21 protein-coding genes and 1 pseudogene are annotated in these 20,585 nt (G+C 33.5%); 12 read left to right on the top strand and 10 right to left on the bottom strand.

From position 1 onward, the window contains the following. Nucleotides 1–25: 25 nt before the first annotated feature. A complete protein-coding gene (locus tag LC087_RS00870) occupies nt 26–1,009 on the bottom strand; it encodes an FUSC family protein (RefSeq protein ID WP_306019820.1) in 984 nt (327 codons plus the stop codon). Nucleotides 1,010–1,237: 228 nt separating this feature from the next. Between LC087_RS00870 and LC087_RS19510 the strand changes: the two genes are divergently transcribed. Together LC087_RS19510 and LC087_RS19515 are read left to right on the top strand one after the other, a co-directional pair. Then, nucleotides 1,238–1,579, top strand: a complete 342-nt coding sequence (locus tag LC087_RS19510) for an enoyl-CoA hydratase-related protein (protein ID WP_371932636.1) — start codon at nt 1,238–1,240, stop codon at nt 1,577–1,579. A 14-nt stretch (nt 1,580–1,593) separates the two neighbouring features. Continuing rightward, nucleotides 1,594–2,025, top strand: a complete 432-nt coding sequence (locus LC087_RS19515) for an enoyl-CoA hydratase-related protein (RefSeq protein WP_371932637.1) — start codon at nt 1,594–1,596, stop codon at nt 2,023–2,025. Between the two features lie 473 nt (nt 2,026–2,498). Here the strand turns inward: LC087_RS19515 and LC087_RS00880 are convergent, their stop codons facing one another. Continuing rightward, nucleotides 2,499–3,446: a heparan-alpha-glucosaminide N-acetyltransferase domain-containing protein gene (locus tag LC087_RS00880; protein WP_306019821.1), complete on the bottom strand. Its 948-nt coding sequence runs from the start codon at nt 3,444–3,446 to the stop codon at nt 2,499–2,501. Nucleotides 3,447–3,675: 229 nt separating this feature from the next. On the opposite strand from LC087_RS00880, the gene LC087_RS00885 reads away from it, so the two are divergent. After that, nucleotides 3,676–4,479 carry a hypothetical protein gene (locus LC087_RS00885; protein WP_226539344.1) on the top strand — a complete coding sequence of 268 codons (804 nt, stop codon included), beginning with the start codon at nt 3,676–3,678 and terminating at the stop codon, nt 4,477–4,479. A gap of 140 nt (nt 4,480–4,619) precedes the next feature. Here the strand turns inward: LC087_RS00885 and LC087_RS00890 are convergent, their stop codons facing one another. Then, complete coding sequence (locus LC087_RS00890; RefSeq protein ID WP_226539343.1) at nt 4,620–4,805, bottom strand: YhzD family protein; 186 nt, start codon at nt 4,803–4,805, stop codon at nt 4,620–4,622. 182 nt (nt 4,806–4,987) lie between these two features. Between LC087_RS00890 and LC087_RS00895 the strand changes: the two genes are divergently transcribed. From LC087_RS00895 to LC087_RS00925, 7 genes are all read left to right on the top strand, one after another. Beyond that, nucleotides 4,988–5,887, top strand: coding sequence for an ABC transporter ATP-binding protein (locus LC087_RS00895; protein WP_226539342.1), 900 nt, complete (start codon nt 4,988–4,990; stop codon nt 5,885–5,887). Further along, nucleotides 5,880–7,109, top strand: coding sequence for an ABC transporter permease (locus LC087_RS00900; RefSeq protein WP_226539341.1), 1,230 nt, complete (start codon nt 5,880–5,882; stop codon nt 7,107–7,109). The genes LC087_RS00895 and LC087_RS00900 overlap by 8 nt, the downstream gene beginning before the upstream one ends. 125 nt (nt 7,110–7,234) lie before the next feature. Continuing rightward, complete coding sequence (locus LC087_RS00905) at nt 7,235–8,140, top strand: class I SAM-dependent methyltransferase (protein ID WP_226539340.1); 906 nt, start codon at nt 7,235–7,237, stop codon at nt 8,138–8,140. A 695-nt stretch (nt 8,141–8,835) separates the two neighbouring features. Next, the gene (locus LC087_RS00910) at nt 8,836–9,867 is read left to right on the top strand and encodes a metallophosphoesterase family protein (protein ID WP_306019822.1); all 1,032 of its coding nucleotides are present in this window, start codon (nt 8,836–8,838) and stop codon (nt 9,865–9,867) included. A gap of 4 nt (nt 9,868–9,871) precedes the next feature. After that, the gene (locus LC087_RS00915) at nt 9,872–12,721 is read left to right on the top strand and encodes an ATP-binding protein (protein ID WP_226539338.1); all 2,850 of its coding nucleotides are present in this window, start codon (nt 9,872–9,874) and stop codon (nt 12,719–12,721) included. 59 nt (nt 12,722–12,780) lie between these two features. Next, a complete protein-coding gene (gene yhaM, locus LC087_RS00920) occupies nt 12,781–13,725 on the top strand; it encodes a 3'-5' exoribonuclease YhaM (protein ID WP_226539337.1) in 945 nt (314 codons plus the stop codon). A 76-nt stretch (nt 13,726–13,801) separates the two neighbouring features. After that, nucleotides 13,802–13,996, top strand: coding sequence for a sporulation YhaL family protein (locus LC087_RS00925; protein ID WP_226539336.1), 195 nt, complete (start codon nt 13,802–13,804; stop codon nt 13,994–13,996). Between the two features lie 185 nt (nt 13,997–14,181). Here LC087_RS00925 and LC087_RS00930 read toward each other — a convergent pair. The 3 genes and pseudogenes from LC087_RS00930 to LC087_RS00940 form a co-directional block, all read right to left on the bottom strand. Next, a pseudogene (locus LC087_RS00930) lies at nt 14,182–15,003 on the bottom strand (peptidylprolyl isomerase); the annotation flags it as partial. 501 nt (nt 15,004–15,504) lie between these two features. After that, entirely contained in the window at nt 15,505–15,687 is a 183-nt protein-coding gene (locus LC087_RS00935; protein ID WP_264189838.1) for a hypothetical protein, read from the bottom strand. Nucleotides 15,688–15,932: 245 nt separating this feature from the next. Then, complete coding sequence (locus LC087_RS00940) at nt 15,933–16,472, bottom strand: DUF3267 domain-containing protein (RefSeq protein ID WP_226539335.1); 540 nt, start codon at nt 16,470–16,472, stop codon at nt 15,933–15,935. A gap of 326 nt (nt 16,473–16,798) precedes the next feature. Here LC087_RS00940 and LC087_RS00945 point away from each other — a divergent pair, with 326 nt between their 5' ends. Then, entirely contained in the window at nt 16,799–17,134 is a 336-nt protein-coding gene (locus LC087_RS00945; protein ID WP_226539334.1) for a DUF1878 family protein, read from the top strand. Here LC087_RS00945 and LC087_RS00950 read toward each other — a convergent pair. Together LC087_RS00950 and LC087_RS00955 are read right to left on the bottom strand one after the other, a co-directional pair. Beyond that, the gene (locus LC087_RS00950; RefSeq protein ID WP_226539333.1) at nt 17,112–17,714 is read right to left on the bottom strand and encodes an HTH-type transcriptional regulator Hpr; all 603 of its coding nucleotides are present in this window, start codon (nt 17,712–17,714) and stop codon (nt 17,112–17,114) included. The two genes, LC087_RS00945 and LC087_RS00950, sit on opposite strands and share 23 nt — an antisense overlap. Before the next feature lie 186 nt (nt 17,715–17,900). Then, nucleotides 17,901–18,254: a YtxH domain-containing protein gene (locus LC087_RS00955; RefSeq protein WP_226539332.1), complete on the bottom strand. Its 354-nt coding sequence runs from the start codon at nt 18,252–18,254 to the stop codon at nt 17,901–17,903. A 154-nt stretch (nt 18,255–18,408) separates the two neighbouring features. On the opposite strand from LC087_RS00955, the gene LC087_RS00960 reads away from it, so the two are divergent. Then, complete coding sequence (locus LC087_RS00960) at nt 18,409–18,591, top strand: membrane protein YhzF (protein ID WP_226539331.1); 183 nt, start codon at nt 18,409–18,411, stop codon at nt 18,589–18,591. Between the two features lie 3 nt (nt 18,592–18,594). Here the strand turns inward: LC087_RS00960 and serC are convergent, their stop codons facing one another. Both serC and LC087_RS00970 read right to left on the bottom strand, forming a co-directional pair. Next, complete coding sequence (serC, locus tag LC087_RS00965) at nt 18,595–19,683, bottom strand: phosphoserine transaminase (protein ID WP_226539330.1); 1,089 nt, start codon at nt 19,681–19,683, stop codon at nt 18,595–18,597. A 247-nt stretch (nt 19,684–19,930) separates the two neighbouring features. Then, nucleotides 19,931–20,350 (bottom strand): HIT family protein, encoded by a 420-nt coding sequence (locus LC087_RS00970; RefSeq protein ID WP_226539329.1) that lies wholly within the window; start codon nt 20,348–20,350, stop codon nt 19,931–19,933. Between the last annotated feature and the right edge of the window lie 235 nt (nt 20,351–20,585).

Here is a 20,585-nt window from a genome sequence, read left to right on the forward strand (position 1 = left end):
TGGCATTCTTTTCTATAAATTTTGTTTAACTGTTGAACAATGTCATGAATAGAAAGGACTCATAAATTAATATGCGATCCGGATGAAACTGTTCATGATGGTCACGACATTCATTGGATAAGTGGTGCCAAAATAATTGATCTAACTCATCAATCGACTTAATGTGTGCTTTATCCATGGCATGGCAATGATCTCTTAAACTATTAGAAATATATTTACTTGCTATTAAAATGATTTCTTTATTTTCCTTATTACATTCAATGTCATGAATAAACTGAATGTTTCCAAGGTGAAATATAAGTTGCTGCAAGTTTAAAAGTCGTTTCTGAATATAGTGATATTGCTTCATTTCTTTTTTAGAATGACGGTGAAGCTTCCAATCCACTTTTTGATAGGATAGTAGTTTGGTGGTCATTTCAATATCTTTTGTCAATTGTTCAAATAAAGGATCAACCGTGCTATGCCTGCCATTCATCATATCTGCTACTCTTTTATCTAAATACTCTCCAGATTTCTCATACAATTGATCCATTTTTTTCATAATAACCGGTGTATAGTCAGGTGGAAGTATCAAGAAATTAATAGCCGTTGATACGATTAATCCAATGGTAGTTGTCATTAAGCGAAGAAAGAAACTAGCCAAATATCCAGATGAAGTAATAGGGATCATGGCTACTGCGGTAATTGTGGCAACTAATGTTCCTTCTTCTAATTTTAATTTTTGACAGGTGAAAATGGTTAATACAGCTGCAATTCCATACGAAATAGGGACATTACCAAATAGATAAGTTAACGTCATCGAATAAGCAGGCCCAATTGCGGAAGCTGGAAAACGAATGAGTCCTTTTCGAAAAGAATCCGTTGCAGTTGGCTCAATCGTCACAATAGCTGTAATAACGGCAAAAATCGAGGGAAGCTCGAAATAATGACAAATCCAAGCTGTTATAAAAACTGCAATCCCTGTTTTTATAATTCGTCCTCCAAAAAATTTTCCTTTTATCCACTTCATAAATAAAACTCCTAAATGATCATTTGGTTACAAAATACGCGAAAGTGCTAAATACGTTTATATTATTATTATAATGAATGATATAGTAATTGGACAAAAAAATTCGTATTAGTGGTTGTTTCCTGTCATTTTCTTGAGGTTTACAACAACTTAAAGATGAATGAGGAAGGAATTTTCATTTCTATAGAGAATAGTTTGTAATGAGAATATAAGAAGGGATGGGATAATGTGGAAAACACAATGGAAGCAGTTCAACTTGAAACAAAGGGGAAAACAGCAATAATTACACTAAATAGACCAGATTCGCTAAATTCAATAAATGATGTAATGATGAAACAATTAGTTGAAGCATTAGATAAGGTTGATGAAGGGGATTATAACCTTTTATTTTTAAAAGGGAATGGAAAAGCATTTTCATCAGGTGGAGACATAAAATTGATGCTTCAAAATGATAGTCCGGAAGGTTTCCAAACCTTTATGAAAATGATTGGTGACATGGTCGTTAAGTTGTATGATATGAAAGCGATTACAATCAGTGTGATTCATGGGGCAAGGCTGCAGCAGGATTAGGATTAAGTTTAGCTTTGGCATGCGACTATGTATATGCTAAAATGGATTCGAAAATAGCTATGAACTTCATCGGTATTGGCCTAATTCCTGATGGTGGTGGTCATTATTTTATGAAGAAACGATTAGGTGAAGTAAAAGCGAAGCAATTGATCTGGGAAGGTAAATCGTTAAGTGCAGAAGAAGCAACTAGCATCGGGTTAATAGATGAATCTTTTGATATAAATGAAGTAGAAAAAATAGAAGAGATTGCAGCTGTTTTAAGTCGCAAACCGTTAAAGGCGATGAAAACAACGAAAGAGCTTTATCGAAAAGTTGAAGGTGACTCGTTAGAAAACGTTATCATGCTAGAAACAAAACTTCAAGGCGAGATGAGACGTACTTATGATCATCAAGAAGGTATTCGTGCTTTTGTAGAAAAAAGACGTCCCAACTTTAAAGGGGAATAAAGGAAGCCATAAGTAGTGATAACCCATCACTACTTATGGCTTTTTAGTTAACAGAGTAAGAAAGCATATAAATAGGTTCTTATTTGGATGGTGCTTTTATTTTTGTCTAGCTCCAGCGCCTAGCTAGGAGACGCCTCCAGGAGGGAGGTGGATCTACGTTGCCACAGGACGTGGCTGTTTTTAGTAGATCTTCTGTAATCGTCACGTAGAACAAAAGATAAAGAACATCTTTCTTTTCTCCACGCCTTATGCTTGTCGTGGCTGAGCAAGGCGCTTGCGCTTTTCTTAATTAAACGACATAATACCATTTCAGCTTATGAAGGATTAATGCAAGTATGGTCCAAATCAATAAAATAAAAGCTGCATAGCCTAGTTGAGGATAAGCAGTAAAAGATGCGATCCAATTATATAGAAAGTGTGAAAGTGATTGTTCGTTTTGTCCTATAGGTATTTTAATATGATATAGAATAGAATTAAGGATAAAACTCCCGAAATAAATTAAAAAAACTATTTCTTCCAAAACCCTCTAAAAAAAAGTTAATAGGGTTTAACAAGCTAGTTTGTTTACTTATTTGAAAATGGTCATAGATTAAATATAGGAACGATAATGATAGACAAGTAGCTCCAGCAGTTAATAAGGAAAATGAGGGTGTCCAAATTTTTTTATTAAATGGCAGAAACTCCTTCCAAATGAACGCGAATATTACAATGATTGATCCATAAATGAATAACTGTTTCCAAACAGTGCCCGTTTTTCTATTCAATAATATTCTCCCCATTGCGAATCCAATTAAAGAATTTGATAAAGCTGATAAACTTACTAAAAGGCCTTCTGGATCATAGCCAGGTTTTCCTTGGTGATATAAATGGTTCTCACCAAAGATAAAACTGTCAATGGGTTGTGATGGGTTGCATGTTGGTTGTGGAAGGCTTTCGGAACATCCTTCGCTAAAAGAAATCACAAATCCTCCATATAAAGACGTGATGAATAAAGCAATTATCATTATTTTTAATGGAGATTGTGTAATTCTTGTAATTATAGCGGTTAATACTCCTATAATAGCGAATAGCTGAAGAACTCCTGTAAAGCGTAATGTCGCAAAATCCAAATTCCATGAGATGATCATTGTAAATATAAGTCCATAAAGAATGAATAAAAATGTCCTTTTAGATAATTTAAGCCAATTAACTCCTTTTTTATAGCCTATGGCCATACTTGTTCCTATCATCGTTATGAATGCTGGTAAGATAAAGTCTATTAAGGTTATCCCATACCAATCAGCATGGTGAGCAAAATGATATTCATAGTCTCCTTTAGGAATGGCAGTTAAAAACACACATAAAATGATTACCACTCCTCTTAAAATATCAAGTGAGTAAATTCTTGATTTTGCGATTTCTTTATTTACAGTTTGCTGCATATTTGTTTCCCTTCTATTTTTTTCTTTAGATGTTATTATACTATAAAAATCATACTCGAAAAAATAGGATAAGAGATGAAGATCCATTGAAATAAAAGACTTTATATTTCATAACCATTTCATTTTGGTCATATTATGTAACATAAATGAAATATTTTATATGTTTATGAAACAATACAGCAAAGTTAATCGTCTAATATATAAAGACATTAACAAATGAGGTGATCTTATGAAAAAGGTATTGGTATTATCGTCTGTTCTTTTTCTATCTACAACATCCGTTGCTTATGGGGTTTATGACCAAATACATCAAGAAAATAACTATTCTAATCGTATTGAAGAAATCCAAAAGTCAACACAACCGGAAAAACTAGTTTCTTTGTCATCGAAAGAGTTTTCAAGAGTTGAACAAAAAGATCAAAAAATGACTATAACAAGTCAAGAAAAAGAAACACAAGAACAAGATCAAAATGTCGGTGAAGCTGAGGTTCAAGTAACGGAGGAAGAAAAAGAAATTATAGAACAAGGTCAAAATACTACTGCAGGTGAGGTTCAAAGAGAGGAAAAAGAAAAACAAACGGATAAAGAAGAAAGTGACAAAGCTTTGATTGAACCAACTATCGATGACTTTTATGAATTAGTAACGACCTATAAAGGTGTTTATAAATCTATTTTGACTAATATAAATGAAAATGAACAACATGAAGATCTTTATAATCGTTTAGAAGGTTATCAAAGTTTTAACGATCTTTATGTGGAATTTGAATCGGTAGCAACACAAACGGCTGTTAATAACCTTCTATGGGGCTTCATTGAAACAGAAGAGGGTGTGTTCGTCCTTCCAGCTTGTGGCCCAATGTTGCCAGATGTTGATCTACAAAGTGACTATGAATTAACCAAAATATCTGATAGTGAGTTTATGTTAAAGCAATTCATCAATTATGAGGAGAGTATGTATACTCCTGGAACGTGGACGATCACAATGACAAGACAAGGAGATGATTTTATATTAAAAGATTATCATTTCGAATAGAAATAAAGGTCAACAAAAAGATGGAATCCATTTTGAATTTGGTGTATCAAATTCAAAATGGATTCCATTTGTTCATTTTTTAATCGGTTCACCTGAAACAACATGCCAATGAAGGTGTTTAGAGTCTTGCGCGTTTCTTCTTACCTATGAAATAAGATCATTTTTCCTTTTGATGTGGTGCAACGGTGGGTATGTTCAGAAAAACCTTTCTCTTGTAAAAGATCTTCACCTTTTAATTTGGCTATTTTTTCATCCTCTGCTTGAAACGTTTCATCTAATAACTTCTCACCATCTTTTGAAAATACAGTTAAATAGTATGTCTCCACTGTTTATTCCCCCAGTTGTGTAAAATTATGTTACAATCCATGTAGGACTCTTTCACCACTTATATTCTACTGAAATAGTAAAAAATCCTCTATTAAATTTATAGAAAAATCAAATTAGAATGAAACTATATGATATATAAAACGTAGTATGAAAGTGAAATAAAAAAAAGGGGTGGGGTAAATTGACTTTAAAAATAACAGAAGTGACAAAAAAGTTTGGTAATTTTACAGCTGTTGACAATCTATCGCTAAAAATTCCAGAAGGTCAAATATTCGGATTTTTAGGGGCGAATGGAGCAGGAAAAACAACGACCTTTAGGATGGTCATTAGTTTATTAAAACCAACGTATGGGAAAATAGAATGGAATGGTAGGAAAATTAATGAGCAACTTGTTAATCAGATAGGGTATTTACCAGAAGAGAGGGGGTTGTACCCAAAGTTAAAAGTGATTGACCAAATCGTTTATTTAGGACGATTAAAGGGAATGAAAAAAAGAGAGATCGAAAAGCATCTTGAGGAATGGCTAAAGCGATTTAAAATTTCAGAATATAAACATAAACGAGTAGAAGAACTCTCTAAAGGTAATCAACAAAAAATTCAGTTTATTGCTGCAGTTATTCATCAGCCTAAAATATTGATATTAGATGAACCTTTTAGTGGCTTAGATCCCGTAAATGTAGAGTTACTTAAGAAAGCAGTAATTGATTTAAAAGAAAAAGGAACGACGATTGTTTTTTCTAGTCATCGCATGGAGCATGTAGAAGAATTGTGTGAATATTTATGTATTATGCAAAAAGGTTCTCCTATTGTTCATGGAAATTTAAAGAAAATAAAAAATGACTATGGAAAAAAGACTGTTTTTGTGCAAGGGGAATTTGATTATCATTTTTTAAAGGAGTTCCCTGGTGTTACACGATATAAGGAATCAGGAACTGGAATTGAGTTATTAGTAGAAAATCAAGCACTGTCTCAATCCATTTTATCAGAGGTTCATAAGAAAGGATTTGTTCACACGTTTAAACTGAAGGAGCCTTCATTAAACGATATTTTTATTGATAAGGTAGGTGCTTCTTATGAATAAATTTTGGATTATGTTGGGACATACATATATAAATAAAATAAGAAGTAAATCAATGATTATTTCGACCCTCATTATGCTAGTTTTTATTTTTGGAATCGTAAACATTGATAAAATTATTGAAATATTTGATAAAGAAGAGGTAAGTAAAGTTGTTGTGTTAGATTCAACTGGAGATCTTTACAAGGAATTGACAGATCAAATTCAGGATGATTCAATCGAACTAATATTAGCTGAAAACGAAAAAACAGAAATTGAAGAACAGATTTTAGCTGGTGAGATAGAAGGAATGGTAGAGGTTAATCTGCAAAATGGGCTACCAACTGCAACTTACTACTCAGAATCAATAACTAATGAAGAAGTGTTTAATACGATTGACCAAGCCCTAAATCAAGTGAAGGTGAAATTAGCAACGAACCAATTAGGAATTGGTGAAGATGAAGTATCCAGTATATTTGCTCCAGTTCCTTTTAAAAAAGTGGCTTTAGGAGAAAATGCTAAAACAGAAGCAGAGGTCGGGCAAGCCATAGCGATTGTCTATTTTATCTTATTTTTAATTTATATTTTTGTGGTTCAATATGCGGCAATCATTGCAACTGAGGTCGCGACTGAAAAATCTTCGCGGGTGATGGAAATTCTCGTATCGAGTGCTTCGCCAATACAACAAATGTTCGCAAAAATTTTAGGGATAGGACTTGTTAGTATTACACAACTCCTAGTCTTAATGACAGCAGGAATACTATCTGCTAGAAATCTTGTATCACAAGTAAGTGATCAATTTTCCTTATCGGATTTGCCCTTCGATATTTTTATTTATGGAATGATCTTCTTTATTCTAGGTTTTTTATTGTATGCAACATTGGCCGCCTTTCTTGGAGCCCTTGTTAGTCGAACAGAAGATGTTCAACAAGTCATCTCACCCATGATGTTTTTAATAGTTGCCGCATTTATCATTGCCATGACAGGAATTCAAAATCCAGAATCAACGTTTATTTCTGTTTTATCATTTATTCCATTCTTTTCACCGATGCTGATGTTTTTAAGAGTAGGGATGTTGAGTATTCCTTTATGGGAAATTGCTCTTTCGATCGGACTTCTAGTTGGAACTATAATCATATTAGCTATCTATGGTGCAAAGATATACAAAGGAGGAGTGTTAATGTATCGCTCTACAGGAGTATGGAAAGGAATAAAAGAGGCTATGACGATTTCAAAGGAGTCATAAAAGAGGTTTTTGTTGACAAAAAAATATATTTGTGCTATAATTTACAGATAATTATATTCGTTATATAATAAGAGTCTCCTGGCCAGGGACTCTTATTTTTTATGAAAGTGAAGGGATGTGCTTATGTGAAAGCAGGTCAGTCTAGTATCACTTCATTGATTACAGCATATGCAAGAGCCTATCATAGTCAATTTGATCACCCAATTATATTCGATGATTTTATAGCTAAAGACTTAGTGCTTGAAAAAGAAACAAAGAATATTAGAGATAACCTTGTTCAAAACGCTCAGTTTTTTAATAAAGATTTAGAAGGTGAAAAGGAAGAGGAAATTTTACAGTGGATTATTCACGTTCAATTGGCACCAATTACGCTATCAAGATCGGCTTTCTGTGAAAATATATTATTTAATGAGGTGAAGGGCGGGGTAAATCAATACTTAATCCTCGGAGCAGGATTCGATACGTTTTGCTTTAGGTATCCTGAATTTAAAAAAGCTCTTAATGTATTTGAAATTGATTATCCAGCCACACAGCAATTTAAAAAGGAAAGACTTAGCCACCTTGATTTAGAATCACCAAGCAATCTTCACTTTATACCAATGGATTTTACGAAGGGATTTTCACTTCAACAACTTAAAAAAAATGGGTTATATCAAACAAAAACGTTTAGTAGTCTATTAGGTGTTTCCTATTATTTAACGAAAAATGAGTTTGTAACATTGTTCGAAGAGATTTTTGAATATGTACCTTCTGGAAGCTCGATTGTCTTTGATTATGCAGATGAAACCTTACTTGAAGAGAAAGGACTTTTTAATCGAGTGGAAAACATGGTGAAGATGGCTGAAGTTAGTGGTGAGCCAATGAAATCATGTTTTTCACGTAATGAAATAGAAGAGGTATTGGGGAATTTAGATTTATTGATTTATGAACATTTGACACCCCAAAAAATTAATGATCGTTATTTTCAAAATCGATCTGATCGTCTGTCAGCTTTTAAGCCTATCCACTATCTTCATGCTGTGAAGAGATAAAAAGATTTACTGATGAGACAACCTTTCATAAATATGGGAGGTTGTTTTTTATTACAGAGTAAGAAAGCATGAAAAACTGTCCTTATTTGGATAGTGCGTTCATTGTTTCCTAGCTCCAGCGCCCAGCGACTGATAAGGTTTTCGACGCACAGGAAGTGCTAGCATCATCGTCAGCCACTCGAGGTCATAAGTCAAACATTTTGTGAAGGTAAAGAACACCTTCACGTTATGTTCGCCTTATGCTGGTCGTGTCTATTCAAAGCGCTTCCGCTTTTCTATTGTCTAGCTTCTGCGCCCAGCGACTCGTAAGTTTTCACCCTCCTCCTTACGATAAGTCAACATCGAAGCCTGCGGCTATTCGTGTTTCCTTTATCTCATGCGGAGATTTCAAGCCCCCACGTCGCAAAACGAGCGCTTCCGCTTTTCTATTTAGAACGTGCATTCGGTTTTTTTAACTGTTAAAATAGAGTAGAAATAAAAATGTAGAAAACTGAAAAGGTGAGCGAGTTGGAAACGATTAAATTTCTTCATGCGGCAGATTTACATATTGATAGTCCTTTCACAGGAATGTCACACTTACCTCCGTTCTTGGTTGATTTACTAAAAAAAAAGTACATTTGAAGCTTATCAAAACTTGATTGAGCATGCGATACGACACAAAGTTGATTTTGTTTTACTTGTTGGTGATTTATATGATGAAGAAAATCGTAGTCTTAAGGCGCAGGCTTGCCATTAGACAAGGGTTTGAACGCTTAAAGGATGAAAATATTCCAGTCTATATCGTTCACGGGAATCATGATTTTACTGGAGGAAGATGGAGTAGAATCGAATGGCCGGAAAACGTCCATGTATTTTCAGATCGAAAAGTAGAAGCGAAAGATGTGTATAAAGACGAACAGTTAGTTGCGACCCTTTATGGATATAGTTATCCGAAAAAAGCAGTGTATGAGCCTATCGTTGACTCTTATATAAAGCAATCTAATGCTCCATTTCACATTGGATTACTTCATGGAAGTGATGGAAGCCAAGGCCATCATCCATATTGTCCATTTACGGTAAAGCAATTGTTACATAAAGAATTTGATTATTGGGCTCTCGGTCATATTCATAAACGACAATTTCTTCACAAAACGGAGCCTTTTATTACTTACCCGGGAAATATTCAAGGGAGACATCGCAAAGAAACAGGAAATAAAGGGGTCTATGTTGTCGAAATGTCTAAACTTGAAACAACCCTCCATTTTTATCAAACGAGCCTCATTCACTTTGAAAAAGAAGAAATACACGTTGAATCTATGCAAACAATTGATGATCTTATCACCAAAATAGATCTTGTTAAACAACGTTTAAAAGACCATAATCATAATACCATAATAGAGATCGACTTAAGAGGTAAAGCGGCTTTTTATTACGAAATGATGGAACAGGGAGAACTTGATGATGTCGTTGAATATATTAATGCACCTGAACGAGATCAAGAATCTGTTGTATGGTTGTCGAAGATCCACTTACATATTACCCCTCCTGACGATGAGGACAATCAGGGCGGTTTTTATTCAGATATAAAAAAAATGACAAGTGACGACCAAGTATTGAAAAAAGCGCTTCAAAGTTACGAAAAACATCCTTTCTTTAGAAAACTAGACTTACATTTCTCAGAAGAAGAAAAACAAGAAATTGTTGAAGATGCCTCAAGGCGACTACAATATTTCCTGAATAGGGGGTGAGCCTTTGAAAATTAAACACATTCATATTTATGGATTTGGTCAGTTTGAAGATCGAAAGTTTACTTTTCAAGATCAACCATTCCAAGTGATTTATGGTGAAAATGAAGCTGGAAAGACAACCATCATTTCTTTTATTAAAGCGGTCTTATTTGGTTTTCCTTCTAAACAAACGAATTTACAAAGGTACATTCCGAAAAAAGGGAATAAGTACGGAGGAACAGTTAAGGTTGAAACTCAATCTTATGAAACTATTTTGATTGAGCGCATTCAAGGAAAATTAGTGGAGGGAGATGTAACCCTTTACTACGAAGATGGTCAAAGAGGTGGGAAAGAAGAATTAGCAAATTTAATAGGAAACATGACGCAGTCCATGTACGATGCCTTATTTGGATTTCACCTTGAAGGTGTACAAAATGTTCATCGTTTATCAAAGAAGGAAATTGGTCGGTATTTGCTTTATGCCAGTATTACAGAATCGGACCGAATATGGGAGCTAGAAAGTCAGTTAGAAAAGTTAATGGATGACATTTATAAACCTTACGGTAGAAAGCCCCCTTTAAATGAAAAATTAGTGGAGCTAGAAAAGCTAGAAAAAGAACGCTTACGAATAGTGAAGGAAGAAGAGAAATATCAGTTTATATGGTTAGAGAAGAATCGTTTAAAAGAAGAACTGGATACTGTTAAGCAATCAATCGTTGAAAAAACAGTCGAAAAAGATAGACTAGTGAAGTATCAAGAGTCTTTTCCTTTATTATCCGAATATCAATTGACTTTAACTAAACAAAAGCAATTACCTGATATCGAAATAAACAGCAAAGAATTAGATATAGTAAGTTCACACAAAGAAGATCTGGGAATCATCGAGGAAAAATTAGACTATTTTAAACGGGAACAAAAACTTTTAGATAGCCAAAGAAGGAATTTAAATCTTGATAATAAGTATTTGAATAAGGAGGAAGAATGGAATTATATAGCCAATCATGCATCTTCTTTTCTAGATAAAAAGCAGCAGTTAAACGATTTAATAGCTGAAAGAAAAGTAAAAGAACAACAATTAAAAGAACAATATTATTCTATTATGGGTACAACAGATTTGGATGAGACTGTTTTGTCCATCCCTACTTTTTTTAATAAAGAGAAAGTAAAAAAGCTGAGTACACAAGGAGAACAATTGTCTGAGCGAAAAAAATGGTTAGACGAACAGTTTGAACATGCATCTGCCAAGCTTCAAGAATGTGAAGATCATATGGACCAAATTGAACAGCAACGACTTTCCGAAAAAGAGCTGAACGATCTTCATCATAATTTAAAAGAGCTAGAAGATCAAATGGATACACGTAGTATACATAATCAAAAACATCAAACGCTTATCTCGAGTGTTCTTTTTCTCCTTTTAGGGACCGTGCTTATCATTTCTTCCATTCTAAATAATCAATTTCTTTATGTGGCAATTGGTGTATGTGTGTGTTTACTGTCGGTTTTTATGTTGGGGAAAAAACCCAATAAAGAAATAGGTAGTGGAAAAAAGGTGATAACAGAAGAGCGACTGAATGAGTTAAGAGAAAAAAAGCATCGCCATCATCACTATACACAACAGTTAGAGTTGGAAAAAAGGCAACAAACGAATGTAGAGAAAGAGTTAGATAGTATTATCGCTCAATTTGAAAAATGGGAAGAAAGCTTTTATAATCATCGAACTCAAATCGAAAATTTACTAGAAGAATGGAATATAACACAACCGCTAGAGACTGAAAAAATAGTAGATTTTTATGAAGAAATAGAAGAGGTTCAAATATTATATAAAAATGTGCAGTCTTTAAAGTCACAAGAGAAACCTTTAAAAGATTCTTTACAACAATATCAACAAATGTATAAAGAAATTTCAGGGCAACAACTGTGCGAAGAAGTTGATTTGCGTAAAAGTTTGTCGGAGAGAAAAGAAGTTCAGGAGCAACAGAAAAGGAAGGAGTATTTACTGGAGCAGCTAGAGAATTTTACGAATCAAACTCGCTTCTATGAAGAAAAAAAGAGCGAGCTTGAAAAGAAAATAAATAGTCGATTACAAGGGCTAGGCAGCTCTTCTATTGAAGAATTTGTTGAACTTGCGAAACGCAGTCAACAACGCAAAGAATTGACTGAAAAGCTGTTTTGGCTAAAAGAGCAATTAGATTTAAGAGGTTTAAATGGACAAGAAGAACTAAAAGAAGAAGATAGTCTAAATAAAAGAATAACAAAAATAGGGTTGGAATTAAATCATCTACAAGCAAAAATGGAAGAATTACAAGAACGTTATTCTCAAACAATGTTTGAATTAAAAGAGATGGAGAAATCAGAAACAAGATCAGATATGACAATGAAAGTTCAGCAGGCTAGAGCAGAAGTGAAAGAGTTAGCGAAGGAATGGGCAACCTATTCAACAGCCAAGGAACTAATACAACAAACATTAAATGAATATCGAACAAAAAAAATTCCAGAGCTGATACAAACGATTACCCAATTTTTTATTCAAGTCACTAGTGGTGTTTATACGGAAGTTTTACTTCCAGAAGATCAAGATTCATTCATGATAAAGAGTCATGATGGACAACTTTATTATGCGTATGAACTAAGTCAAGCAACAGCAGAACAGCTTTATGTGGCCACGAAACTGGCACTTATTCAGTCTTTTAGTCAAACGATTAACTTGCCCATTGTAATGGATGATCTTTTGGTCAATTATGATTGCTTAAGGAGGCGAAAAATTTTCCGTATTTTAAAAATGATGAGTGAAGATCATCAAATATTATTTTTTACTTGTCATCAATATGATCAAGAGGTAATTCAATTATCAAGTCTATGTGCAGAAGAAGCGTAACGAACGATTTAAGGCGAGCTATGTTATACTGAAAGAATAAATAGACAGGGGGAAGAGTGATGACCGTTAAAGGTGTTAGGCAGTTTGAAGTAGGAGAACAAGTAAACCTTCCTTTACTAGTGAAATCTCAATCAAAAGGCATTGCTAGCAATGGAAAGCCATATTTAACATTAATGCTACAAGATAAATCTGGTGAGATTGAGGCGAAGCTATGGGATGCTTCTTCTTCTGATGAAGAAATGTATAAGCCGAAGAGCATTGTTATTGTCTTTGGTGATATTCATCATTATAAAGGACGATATCAATTAAAAATACGTACAATCCGAGTGGCAAACACTTCTGATCATATTTCTGTTGGTGATTTAGTCGAAACAGCACCATTAGCCAAAGATGAAATGATGGAGACGATTACTCAAGCTATTTTTGATATGAAAAATTCAACGATACAACGAATGACCCGTCATTTACTGAAAAAACATCAATCTGCTTTTATGGAATTCCCAGCTGCAACGAAAAACCATCATGAATTTGTTTCGGGATTAGCGTACCATGTGGTTTCCATGCTTAATTTAGCTAAATCAATATGTGACTTATATCCTTCGTTAAATCGTGATTTATTATATTCGGGAGTGATTTTGCACGACTTAGGAAAAGTTATTGAACTTTCAGGGCCAATTGCGACTTCGTATACGATTGAAGGAAATTTGTTGGGCCACATCTCTATTATGGTGAATGAAATTAAAGAGGCAGCAAAAGAGCTAGAACTGGAAAATGAGGAAGAAGTGATGGTTCTACAGCATATTGTCTTATCTCATCATGGTAAAGCAGAATGGGGCAGTCCTAAGCCACCTATGGTAAAGGAAGCAGAAATTCTTCACTATATTGATAACATTGATGCAAAAATGAATATGTTTGATAAAGAGTTAGAGCATGTTAAACCCGGTGAGTTCTCCGACCGTGTATTCGCTTTAGATAACCGCTCTTTTTATAAACCTAATTTTTAATTGTTAAAGTTCTTTTTTCGTCATTTCTCTCATAAGCTTTACGTATAGAGCTTGTCTTAAAAGGAGGAGAAATGATTTGCTTACTCTGCCTTGGTGGGTATATTTCTGTATTGTTGGAATTCTTTTTAGCGGATATATGGCATTTACTAATTTTAAAAAAGAGCAAGAAATAGATGAAGCCTTTATCGAAAAAGAAGGAGAAATCTACATCGAACGCATGGAAAAAGAACGTGAACAAAGAAAGAAAAAAGCACAAACAAAAGGAGCGTAAAATTAGTTTTACACTCCTTTGTTGTACTTTAAACGATATTGCTCTTATTCTTCACTGCTTTCATCTTCGGTTGATTCTTCATCAGAGGAACCTTCTTCAGTTGTACCTTCTTCAGTTGTACCTTCTTCAGTTGTACCTTCTTCAGTTGTACCTTCTTCAGTTGTACCCTCTTCAGTTGACTCTTCTTCTTTTTTAAACGTGTCTTCTAAGTCCTCATCGAGTACTTTAATGTCTGCATCTTCAACAAGCTTGTCTATTGCAGCTTGTAGTTCAGCTTGGTTGGTTTGCATTTTTTCTTGGAGTAACTTATCTTTCAACTCATCTTTCATTTCATCAAAAGATTTTTTCTCTTCTGTTACAGTTATAAAATGTGTTCCAAATTCTGATTTTACTGGTCCACTAATTTCGCCTTCTTTTAACTTGGTAGTTGCTTCTTCAAATTCTTTAACCATATCTCCTTTAGAGAACCATCCAAGATCTCCACCATTTTGAGCGGATCCATCTTGAGAATATTGAGCCGCAAGCTCAGAAAAGTCTTCACCTGCATCTAATTTTTCTTGAACTTCAGCAACCATTTCTTCATCAGTTACTAAAATGTGACTTGCTTTCGCTACTAAGTTATCATAGTATTCTTGTAACTCTTCATCACTAAGGTCAAATGTATCAACGGCTAACTTTTGAATAAGTAAATTCATTTTAGCTGACTCTCTGATCATTTCTTCACCATTTTGCTGAACAGCCATTTGATATTGAGCACCATAAAGTTCTTCTAATTCAGTTAATTCAGCATCAATTTCTTTATCCGTTACTTCATATTTATCACTAAGAACTTTTTCTTGGACAAGTGATGTTAAAACATCTTCTCCAACGTTCGCTTTCATTTTTTCATAAAGATCTTCTTTCGTAATGTTTCCTACTTTTGTTTCAACAACGTCTTCGCTGTTTGAGCATGCTCCTAACGCTAATATGCTAGTCGCTGTGAATGCTGCGATAATCATCTTTTTCATTTTATACATCTCCTATTACTCAAAAATTTTCTGTTAATATGAAAGCCAATTAAATACTATTAAACATTTTGACATGAATCAAGTTTATTTGCAACAACAGGCTTAAAATAGAATGAAAATCACACAATATCACACATTTTTAAAACGGTTTTATTTAGTGAAATAGTCACGAATAATGGTCCTATAATGATTGGTTAATTTTTACCGGTGTATAATTTTAAGTTTCCAATATCAATCTTGCTGAACGTGCGCCATGAGCTTTTCTAAAAGAGTAAAATGCAATGATCCTTCACTTTCTTCAAAAAAAACTGCTTACTTCTCGATTATTCCTCAAAATGCAACGTAGTCACAATTTCCCTGGTTTCTTTAAGCCCTTCAATTACTAGGAAAAGGAGACTTTTTTGTTTGTGTGTAACGAAAAATGATCGCTCTCTTTATTTTTATCATTTAAAAACTGGTGGGCATATAGGCTCACCAGTGTAAAAATAGTATGTACTTGCATTATGAATAAAGAATTTCTATGTACGATGAAACTAATAAGATGGTAATTAAAATATTGATTGTCCTGAAAACATTTGGTTGGCGTTCTTCAGGAATCTCTCGGACGATACATAGAGAATTTGTTAAGTGATTTATATAATACAAGATAAAAATGGCAAACAGGATAAAGTAAAAATATATCATGAGATCCCCCCTTTCATATACTATACATTATCAAAAAAAGCTAAAAAAAGATAGCTTGAATATAAAGTTAAATTCCCAGTAATATCAAAAAACAATATACTTTAAGAAGTTTATGCAGCTAACTAATCTTATATTTAACAAGACATGTTTATAAATGAAAAAGAGCTTGATTCATATCAAGCTCTTTGTGTTTTTATAGAAGGCAATAATCCCTTCCGTCTCTAAATGGGCGCTCTGAGCTTTTCTTATTGTCTCACCAGTATGTCGTACCCATCCTCAACTTCCTCAATCATACAAAATCTCGGTGCTCTAATCATTTGGTTAATACAAACAAAATCAGGAACACAACAACCGATATGAAAGGCTAGGGCAATGCTAAAGTAATGAAAATAATTTGGGAACAAAATGATGCAAGCCATAAACAAAATAGATATCACAATAAATGGAGTCATTAAAGAAATAAGTAACAATCTTTTCGTAACAGCTCGGCATGCTTTTGTTCGAAAAATAGGAATAAACATATTAGACCATTTAACTTGAATATTTACCTTTTGGAATCGAAGCCATAAAGGTAAAATATGAAGTAATTTGTGTATAGGTACTAGTACAATAAAAAATAATACTAAATAAATAAAGTTATCCTCTCTTAAATGAATGCCCTGAAAAATTAGATTAAGAGGAAGATAAACTGCGATAAAGCTAAAAAACATAACGATTAAAGATAAAAAATATATTTTATAAAGTCCAATATCTTTAGATAAGTTTATTGTTTTCCAACAGTTCATTATTATCACCTACTATATATGAATATCTCATTCAGTGCCGCCAATTTACATACATACTTTACGATGTTCGTTCCAAAAAATCAATACCTATTTTTAAAAATAATATTGGATGAATTTTTGGAATATGTGAAGATTGCCCCCCCTTCTTTAGGTTATATAGACAATATTGTAAAAAGCTTTTCTTTATTTACTGTTTTAGATAAAATATGAGTTAGCTAGAAAAAAAGTCCGGTTAAGTGGTGTTGCTTCAAAAATGGTCCAAATGCCTTGGAAGGAGTGACGCTTCATATTAAAATAATAAGATAATGAGGAAAGCTGTGATATGAATGAATCAATTAGAGGAAAGAATTCAAACGCTTGAATACTATCAACAACTCTTTTTACAGATGATTGAAGGAGGGGCGTATCCATTCTATCATTTAGTTATTAAAAAGAATGTAACAAAAAGTGAAGTAGAACAACTATTCAGCCTTTGTGAAGATTTGGAGGAAGAGTTAGGGAAGCAAAGAGCGCAAGGCTACGTCGTATTCACGAGTCTCCTTACGCTTTTTGAAAAACAGTTACCCACAGCATTACCAGTGGATGAAACTATGAATTCTTTAAAGGATCAAGGGTTGTTTGTTGACTTAATGACTGAGCTTATGAAATGGAAACATCAGTGATGGATGGTTGCTCATTTAAGTCAGAAGATTTATATAACTTCCCATTTTCCTCCACGAATTCTTTTTCTATATTATCAAAAGTTCTTTCAAATATATCCATGAAGTCTTCTCCATAAATGCTTCGAATGATACTCATCACCTCGATGATTTCTGGAAATTTACCATAAATATTTTTAAGAGGGACAGCACCTTTAAAGACAGAGTTTCGACTTGGTTCATATACTTCCAATATTTCTAGCAACAACTTTTCTCCAGTTTCTGTTAATTCAATATAGGTGTTGCGTTTATCATTTTCTTTCTTAGAGAATACAAGATAACCCCTTTCTTCGAGTTTTTTTGAGAAGTTAAAAGCAGTTGAAACATGCATTACTCCAAATTTAGCTATTTCAGAAATGGTAGCTCCTTTTAAGTGATATGCGATCCATAGGATATGATGTTCATTGATGTTTAAATCATACGGTTTAATCCAGTTTTGCCAATCTTTTTCAATTGATTTCCATAACGCTTTACTAAGTTGAGCAACCCGCTGACTAAATATTAATGCTTCTTTAACTGAGTATTCATCCATCGTTCTTTTCATCCCATCACCTACTTTAAAATACTATTGGTTCTAATACTATCTATTATGCCAATAAAATAAAGATTAATAAAGTGTTAATTGACAAAATTTTATAAAAATTTTTATGAAGAGATAATGAAAGCCTTCTTAAAACAAAAACAGTTCATTTTTTCTAACAATGAACTGTTTTTAAATAATAAAAAGTAATTATCTTTTAATGAATTTTTCTAATGACTGGAGGTCTTTTTCAATTTTTTTAAGGTTTATTTCAATGGATTGTTTATTTGGTTTAATATCTTTTTGCCATGAGGCAACCGATTTTTGTATATCTTCAGATACTTCTTGTAGGATGATTTTACTTTCTTTAGATACCGTTTTTAATTGGTTTGAAATGTTTCTTATGTCACCGTTTAATTGATTTGTTATTTCATTTATTTTTAAAGATTTTTCTTTTACCGCTTCTCGTGTGTCTTTTCCAGATTTAGATGTTGATAACAAAACGGATACGCCACTAACGATTGTTCCTAAAAACAATCCATATAAAAAATTTTTCTTAGACATAGTAAGCAGCTAGATAAAATGATGTATCTAGCGGGTTTCATCTCCTTTGCATTTTGATTAAAAGTAGTTCTCCTATTGTCAATAAAGTGTCCATGCTGTTCATACGATATAGGAATCGTGCATAAATATATTTCATGGGAGGAGTGGGGATGAAATGATACTTATCATCATTTTATTTACGATTAGTTTTTTACTGTTTTTTGGAGCTATTTATTATATCAACTTATCGCAAGCATCGGTTTCTTATCCACCAAAACGAGTATTGTATCAAAAAGCATCTATATTCGGTATCGGTGGTGTGTTGTTTCTAGTGATTAGCCTGTTATTTCTTCTTTAAATCCTATTCGTACCTTTTTTGAAAGTTGTGCATAAACTGACTAAGCTGTTGTACGCTATTTAATGAAACAGCATTATAAATAGAGGCACGACAACCGCCAATGGAACGATGTCCGTTAAGACCAATAAATTGATGCTCTTTTGCTTCTTTCAAGAACAAATTCGTTAAATGTTCATCTTTTAAAGTAAAGGTCACATTCATTTTGGATCTACTGTCTTTTAGGGCGTGTGCTGTATAAAAACCTTGACTGTTATCAATCGTATCATAAAGGAGTTTTGCTTTTTGGTTATTTATTGTTTCAACTTGCTGAATTCCTCCATTTTGTTTAATCCATTCCAGAACTAACGAAAGCATATAAATAGAAAAAGTTGGTGGCGTGTTATATAAGGAATTCTTGTTTGCATGTGTTTTGTATTGAAATATGGCTGGAATTGAACGGTTACATTGCTCAATCAGTGATTTTTTCATAATGACAACTGTGACTCCGGCAGGCCCTAAGTTTTTTTGTGCCCCGGCGTAAATGAAGTCAAATTGCTCTATTTTTATTTCTCGACTCATAATATCACTTGACATATCAGCAAACAGGGGGACTTTATAATTAGGGAACTGATTCCATTGAGTTCCGTAAATCGTATTATTGGAAGTTAAGTGAAGGTAGGCAGCATCTTCAAGTTGTTTTACTTTTTTATCTTCTATAGTTGGAATATAGCGATATAGGTCTTCTTTAGATGAAAGAAACTCTACAGCTTGGCCAATTTTTTTGGCCTCTTTTAACGCTTTTTCAGACCATGAGCCTGTCATAACGTAATAAGCTTTTTGATTACTTGATAAGAAATTCATAGGAATGAGAGCAAATTGCTGACTTGCTCCTCCTTGAAGAAAAAGGATTTCGTAATCATTTGGAATAGATAGAAGCTCTAATAATAATTGTTTAGTTTCGTTGTGGATCAAATCATATTCTTTGCTACGGTGACTCATCTCCATGATGGACATACCTGTTTGTTGAAAGTTAAGAAGTTCTTCTTTTGCTTGTTGAATAACTGATTCTGGTAATGCGGCTGGTCCAGCATTAAAGTTATGTACTCTTTCCATCTAAAAGGCCTCCTACGTTAATAACAGAATATTTAAACTACATTGTAACCTATTAAGGATGTTTGTGAGAAGTATGGTTTTTTAAAATTTTTGACGATTTTAGATAAATTCACATGGGCGTTATGTAGGAGGACCAGCTTGAGTTGAAAACTAATGTTTCATTTTTTGTGCACATGTTGTGCAAGCAGGGGAGTTCTCTATATTAGTTGACGCTCCTCACACTTGCTCATAGCAATCCATTATAAAATTATAGACCTTGTTGAATTTTAGTTGCAATCTCTTGAAGATCTGCAGGTGTATATTTGTCAGCATGTGATTTCCAAACAGCGCCAAACCCATCTCCTTTTCCATATCGGGGAAGAATGTGCATGTGAAAATGGAAGACAGTCTGTCCAGCCGATTCACCATTATTATTTAGGATGTTTAATCCAATGGCATTAAATTGGTTTTTAATGCTGCTCGCTATCTTAGGGACAACTTCAAAAATTTGTTTAGCATCTTCATTTGATAATTCAAACAAATCTTTTTTATGTTTTTTAGGCACAACAAGTGTATGTCCTTTAGATACTTGACTGATGTCTAAAAAGGCAATAACATGCTCATTTTCAAATACTTTAGCACTTGGAATTTCCCCATTTACAATTTTACAAAAGATACAATCTTCCATAATTTCCTCCACCTCAACTTTAATTTAGTATAAATTTTTCTTTGTTTACGATTGCTAGAGAGGTCGTTGCCATAGTGATGAAGAATGCCTTTGTTCTTTATGACGAAACCGGCGCTTGCGCCTTTCTTATCAAGAATATATTACCATAAAAAAGAGATGAGATAAAATTAAAAGGGACAAGTTCTGATGAGAACTTGTCCCTTTGAAGAGGATGCTTATTATTATTAAAGAAGAG

Source organism: Bacillus carboniphilus, assembly GCF_020524035.2.
GTDB lineage: Bacteria > Bacillota > Bacilli > Bacillales > JAIVKR01 > Bacillus_CC.

Bases quoted from the DNA above. Each gene is read 5' to 3' on its own strand.
- LC087_RS00870 (WP_306019820.1), bottom strand. From the start codon at position 1,009: ATGAAGTGGATAAAAGGAAAATTTTTTGGAGGACGAATTATAAAAACA.
- LC087_RS00885 (WP_226539344.1), top strand. From the start codon at position 3,676: ATGAAAAAGGTATTGGTATTATCGTCTGTTCTTTTTCTATCTACAACA.
- LC087_RS00900 (WP_226539341.1), top strand. From the start codon at position 5,880: ATGAATAAATTTTGGATTATGTTGGGACATACATATATAAATAAAATA.
- LC087_RS00970 (WP_226539329.1), bottom strand. From the start codon at position 20,350: ATGGAAGATTGTATCTTTTGTAAAATTGTAAATGGGGAAATTCCAAGT.
- LC087_RS00935 (WP_264189838.1), bottom strand. From the start codon at position 15,687: ATGATATATTTTTACTTTATCCTGTTTGCCATTTTTATCTTGTATTAT.
- LC087_RS00910 (WP_306019822.1), top strand. From the start codon at position 8,836: ATGAAGAAAATCGTAGTCTTAAGGCGCAGGCTTGCCATTAGACAAGGG.
- LC087_RS00955 (WP_226539332.1), bottom strand. From the start codon at position 18,254: ATGTCTAAGAAAAATTTTTTATATGGATTGTTTTTAGGAACAATCGTT.
- LC087_RS00950 (WP_226539333.1), bottom strand. From the start codon at position 17,714: ATGAAAAGAACGATGGATGAATACTCAGTTAAAGAAGCATTAATATTT.
- LC087_RS00945 (WP_226539334.1), top strand. From the start codon at position 16,799: ATGAATCAATTAGAGGAAAGAATTCAAACGCTTGAATACTATCAACAA.
- LC087_RS00880 (WP_306019821.1), bottom strand. From the start codon at position 3,446: ATGCAGCAAACTGTAAATAAAGAAATCGCAAAATCAAGAATTTACTCA.
- LC087_RS00960 (WP_226539331.1), top strand. From the start codon at position 18,409: ATGATACTTATCATCATTTTATTTACGATTAGTTTTTTACTGTTTTTT.
- LC087_RS00940 (WP_226539335.1), bottom strand. From the start codon at position 16,472: ATGAACTGTTGGAAAACAATAAACTTATCTAAAGATATTGGACTTTAT.
- yhaM (WP_226539337.1), top strand. From the start codon at position 12,781: ATGACCGTTAAAGGTGTTAGGCAGTTTGAAGTAGGAGAACAAGTAAAC.
- serC (WP_226539330.1), bottom strand. From the start codon at position 19,683: ATGGAAAGAGTACATAACTTTAATGCTGGACCAGCCGCATTACCAGAA.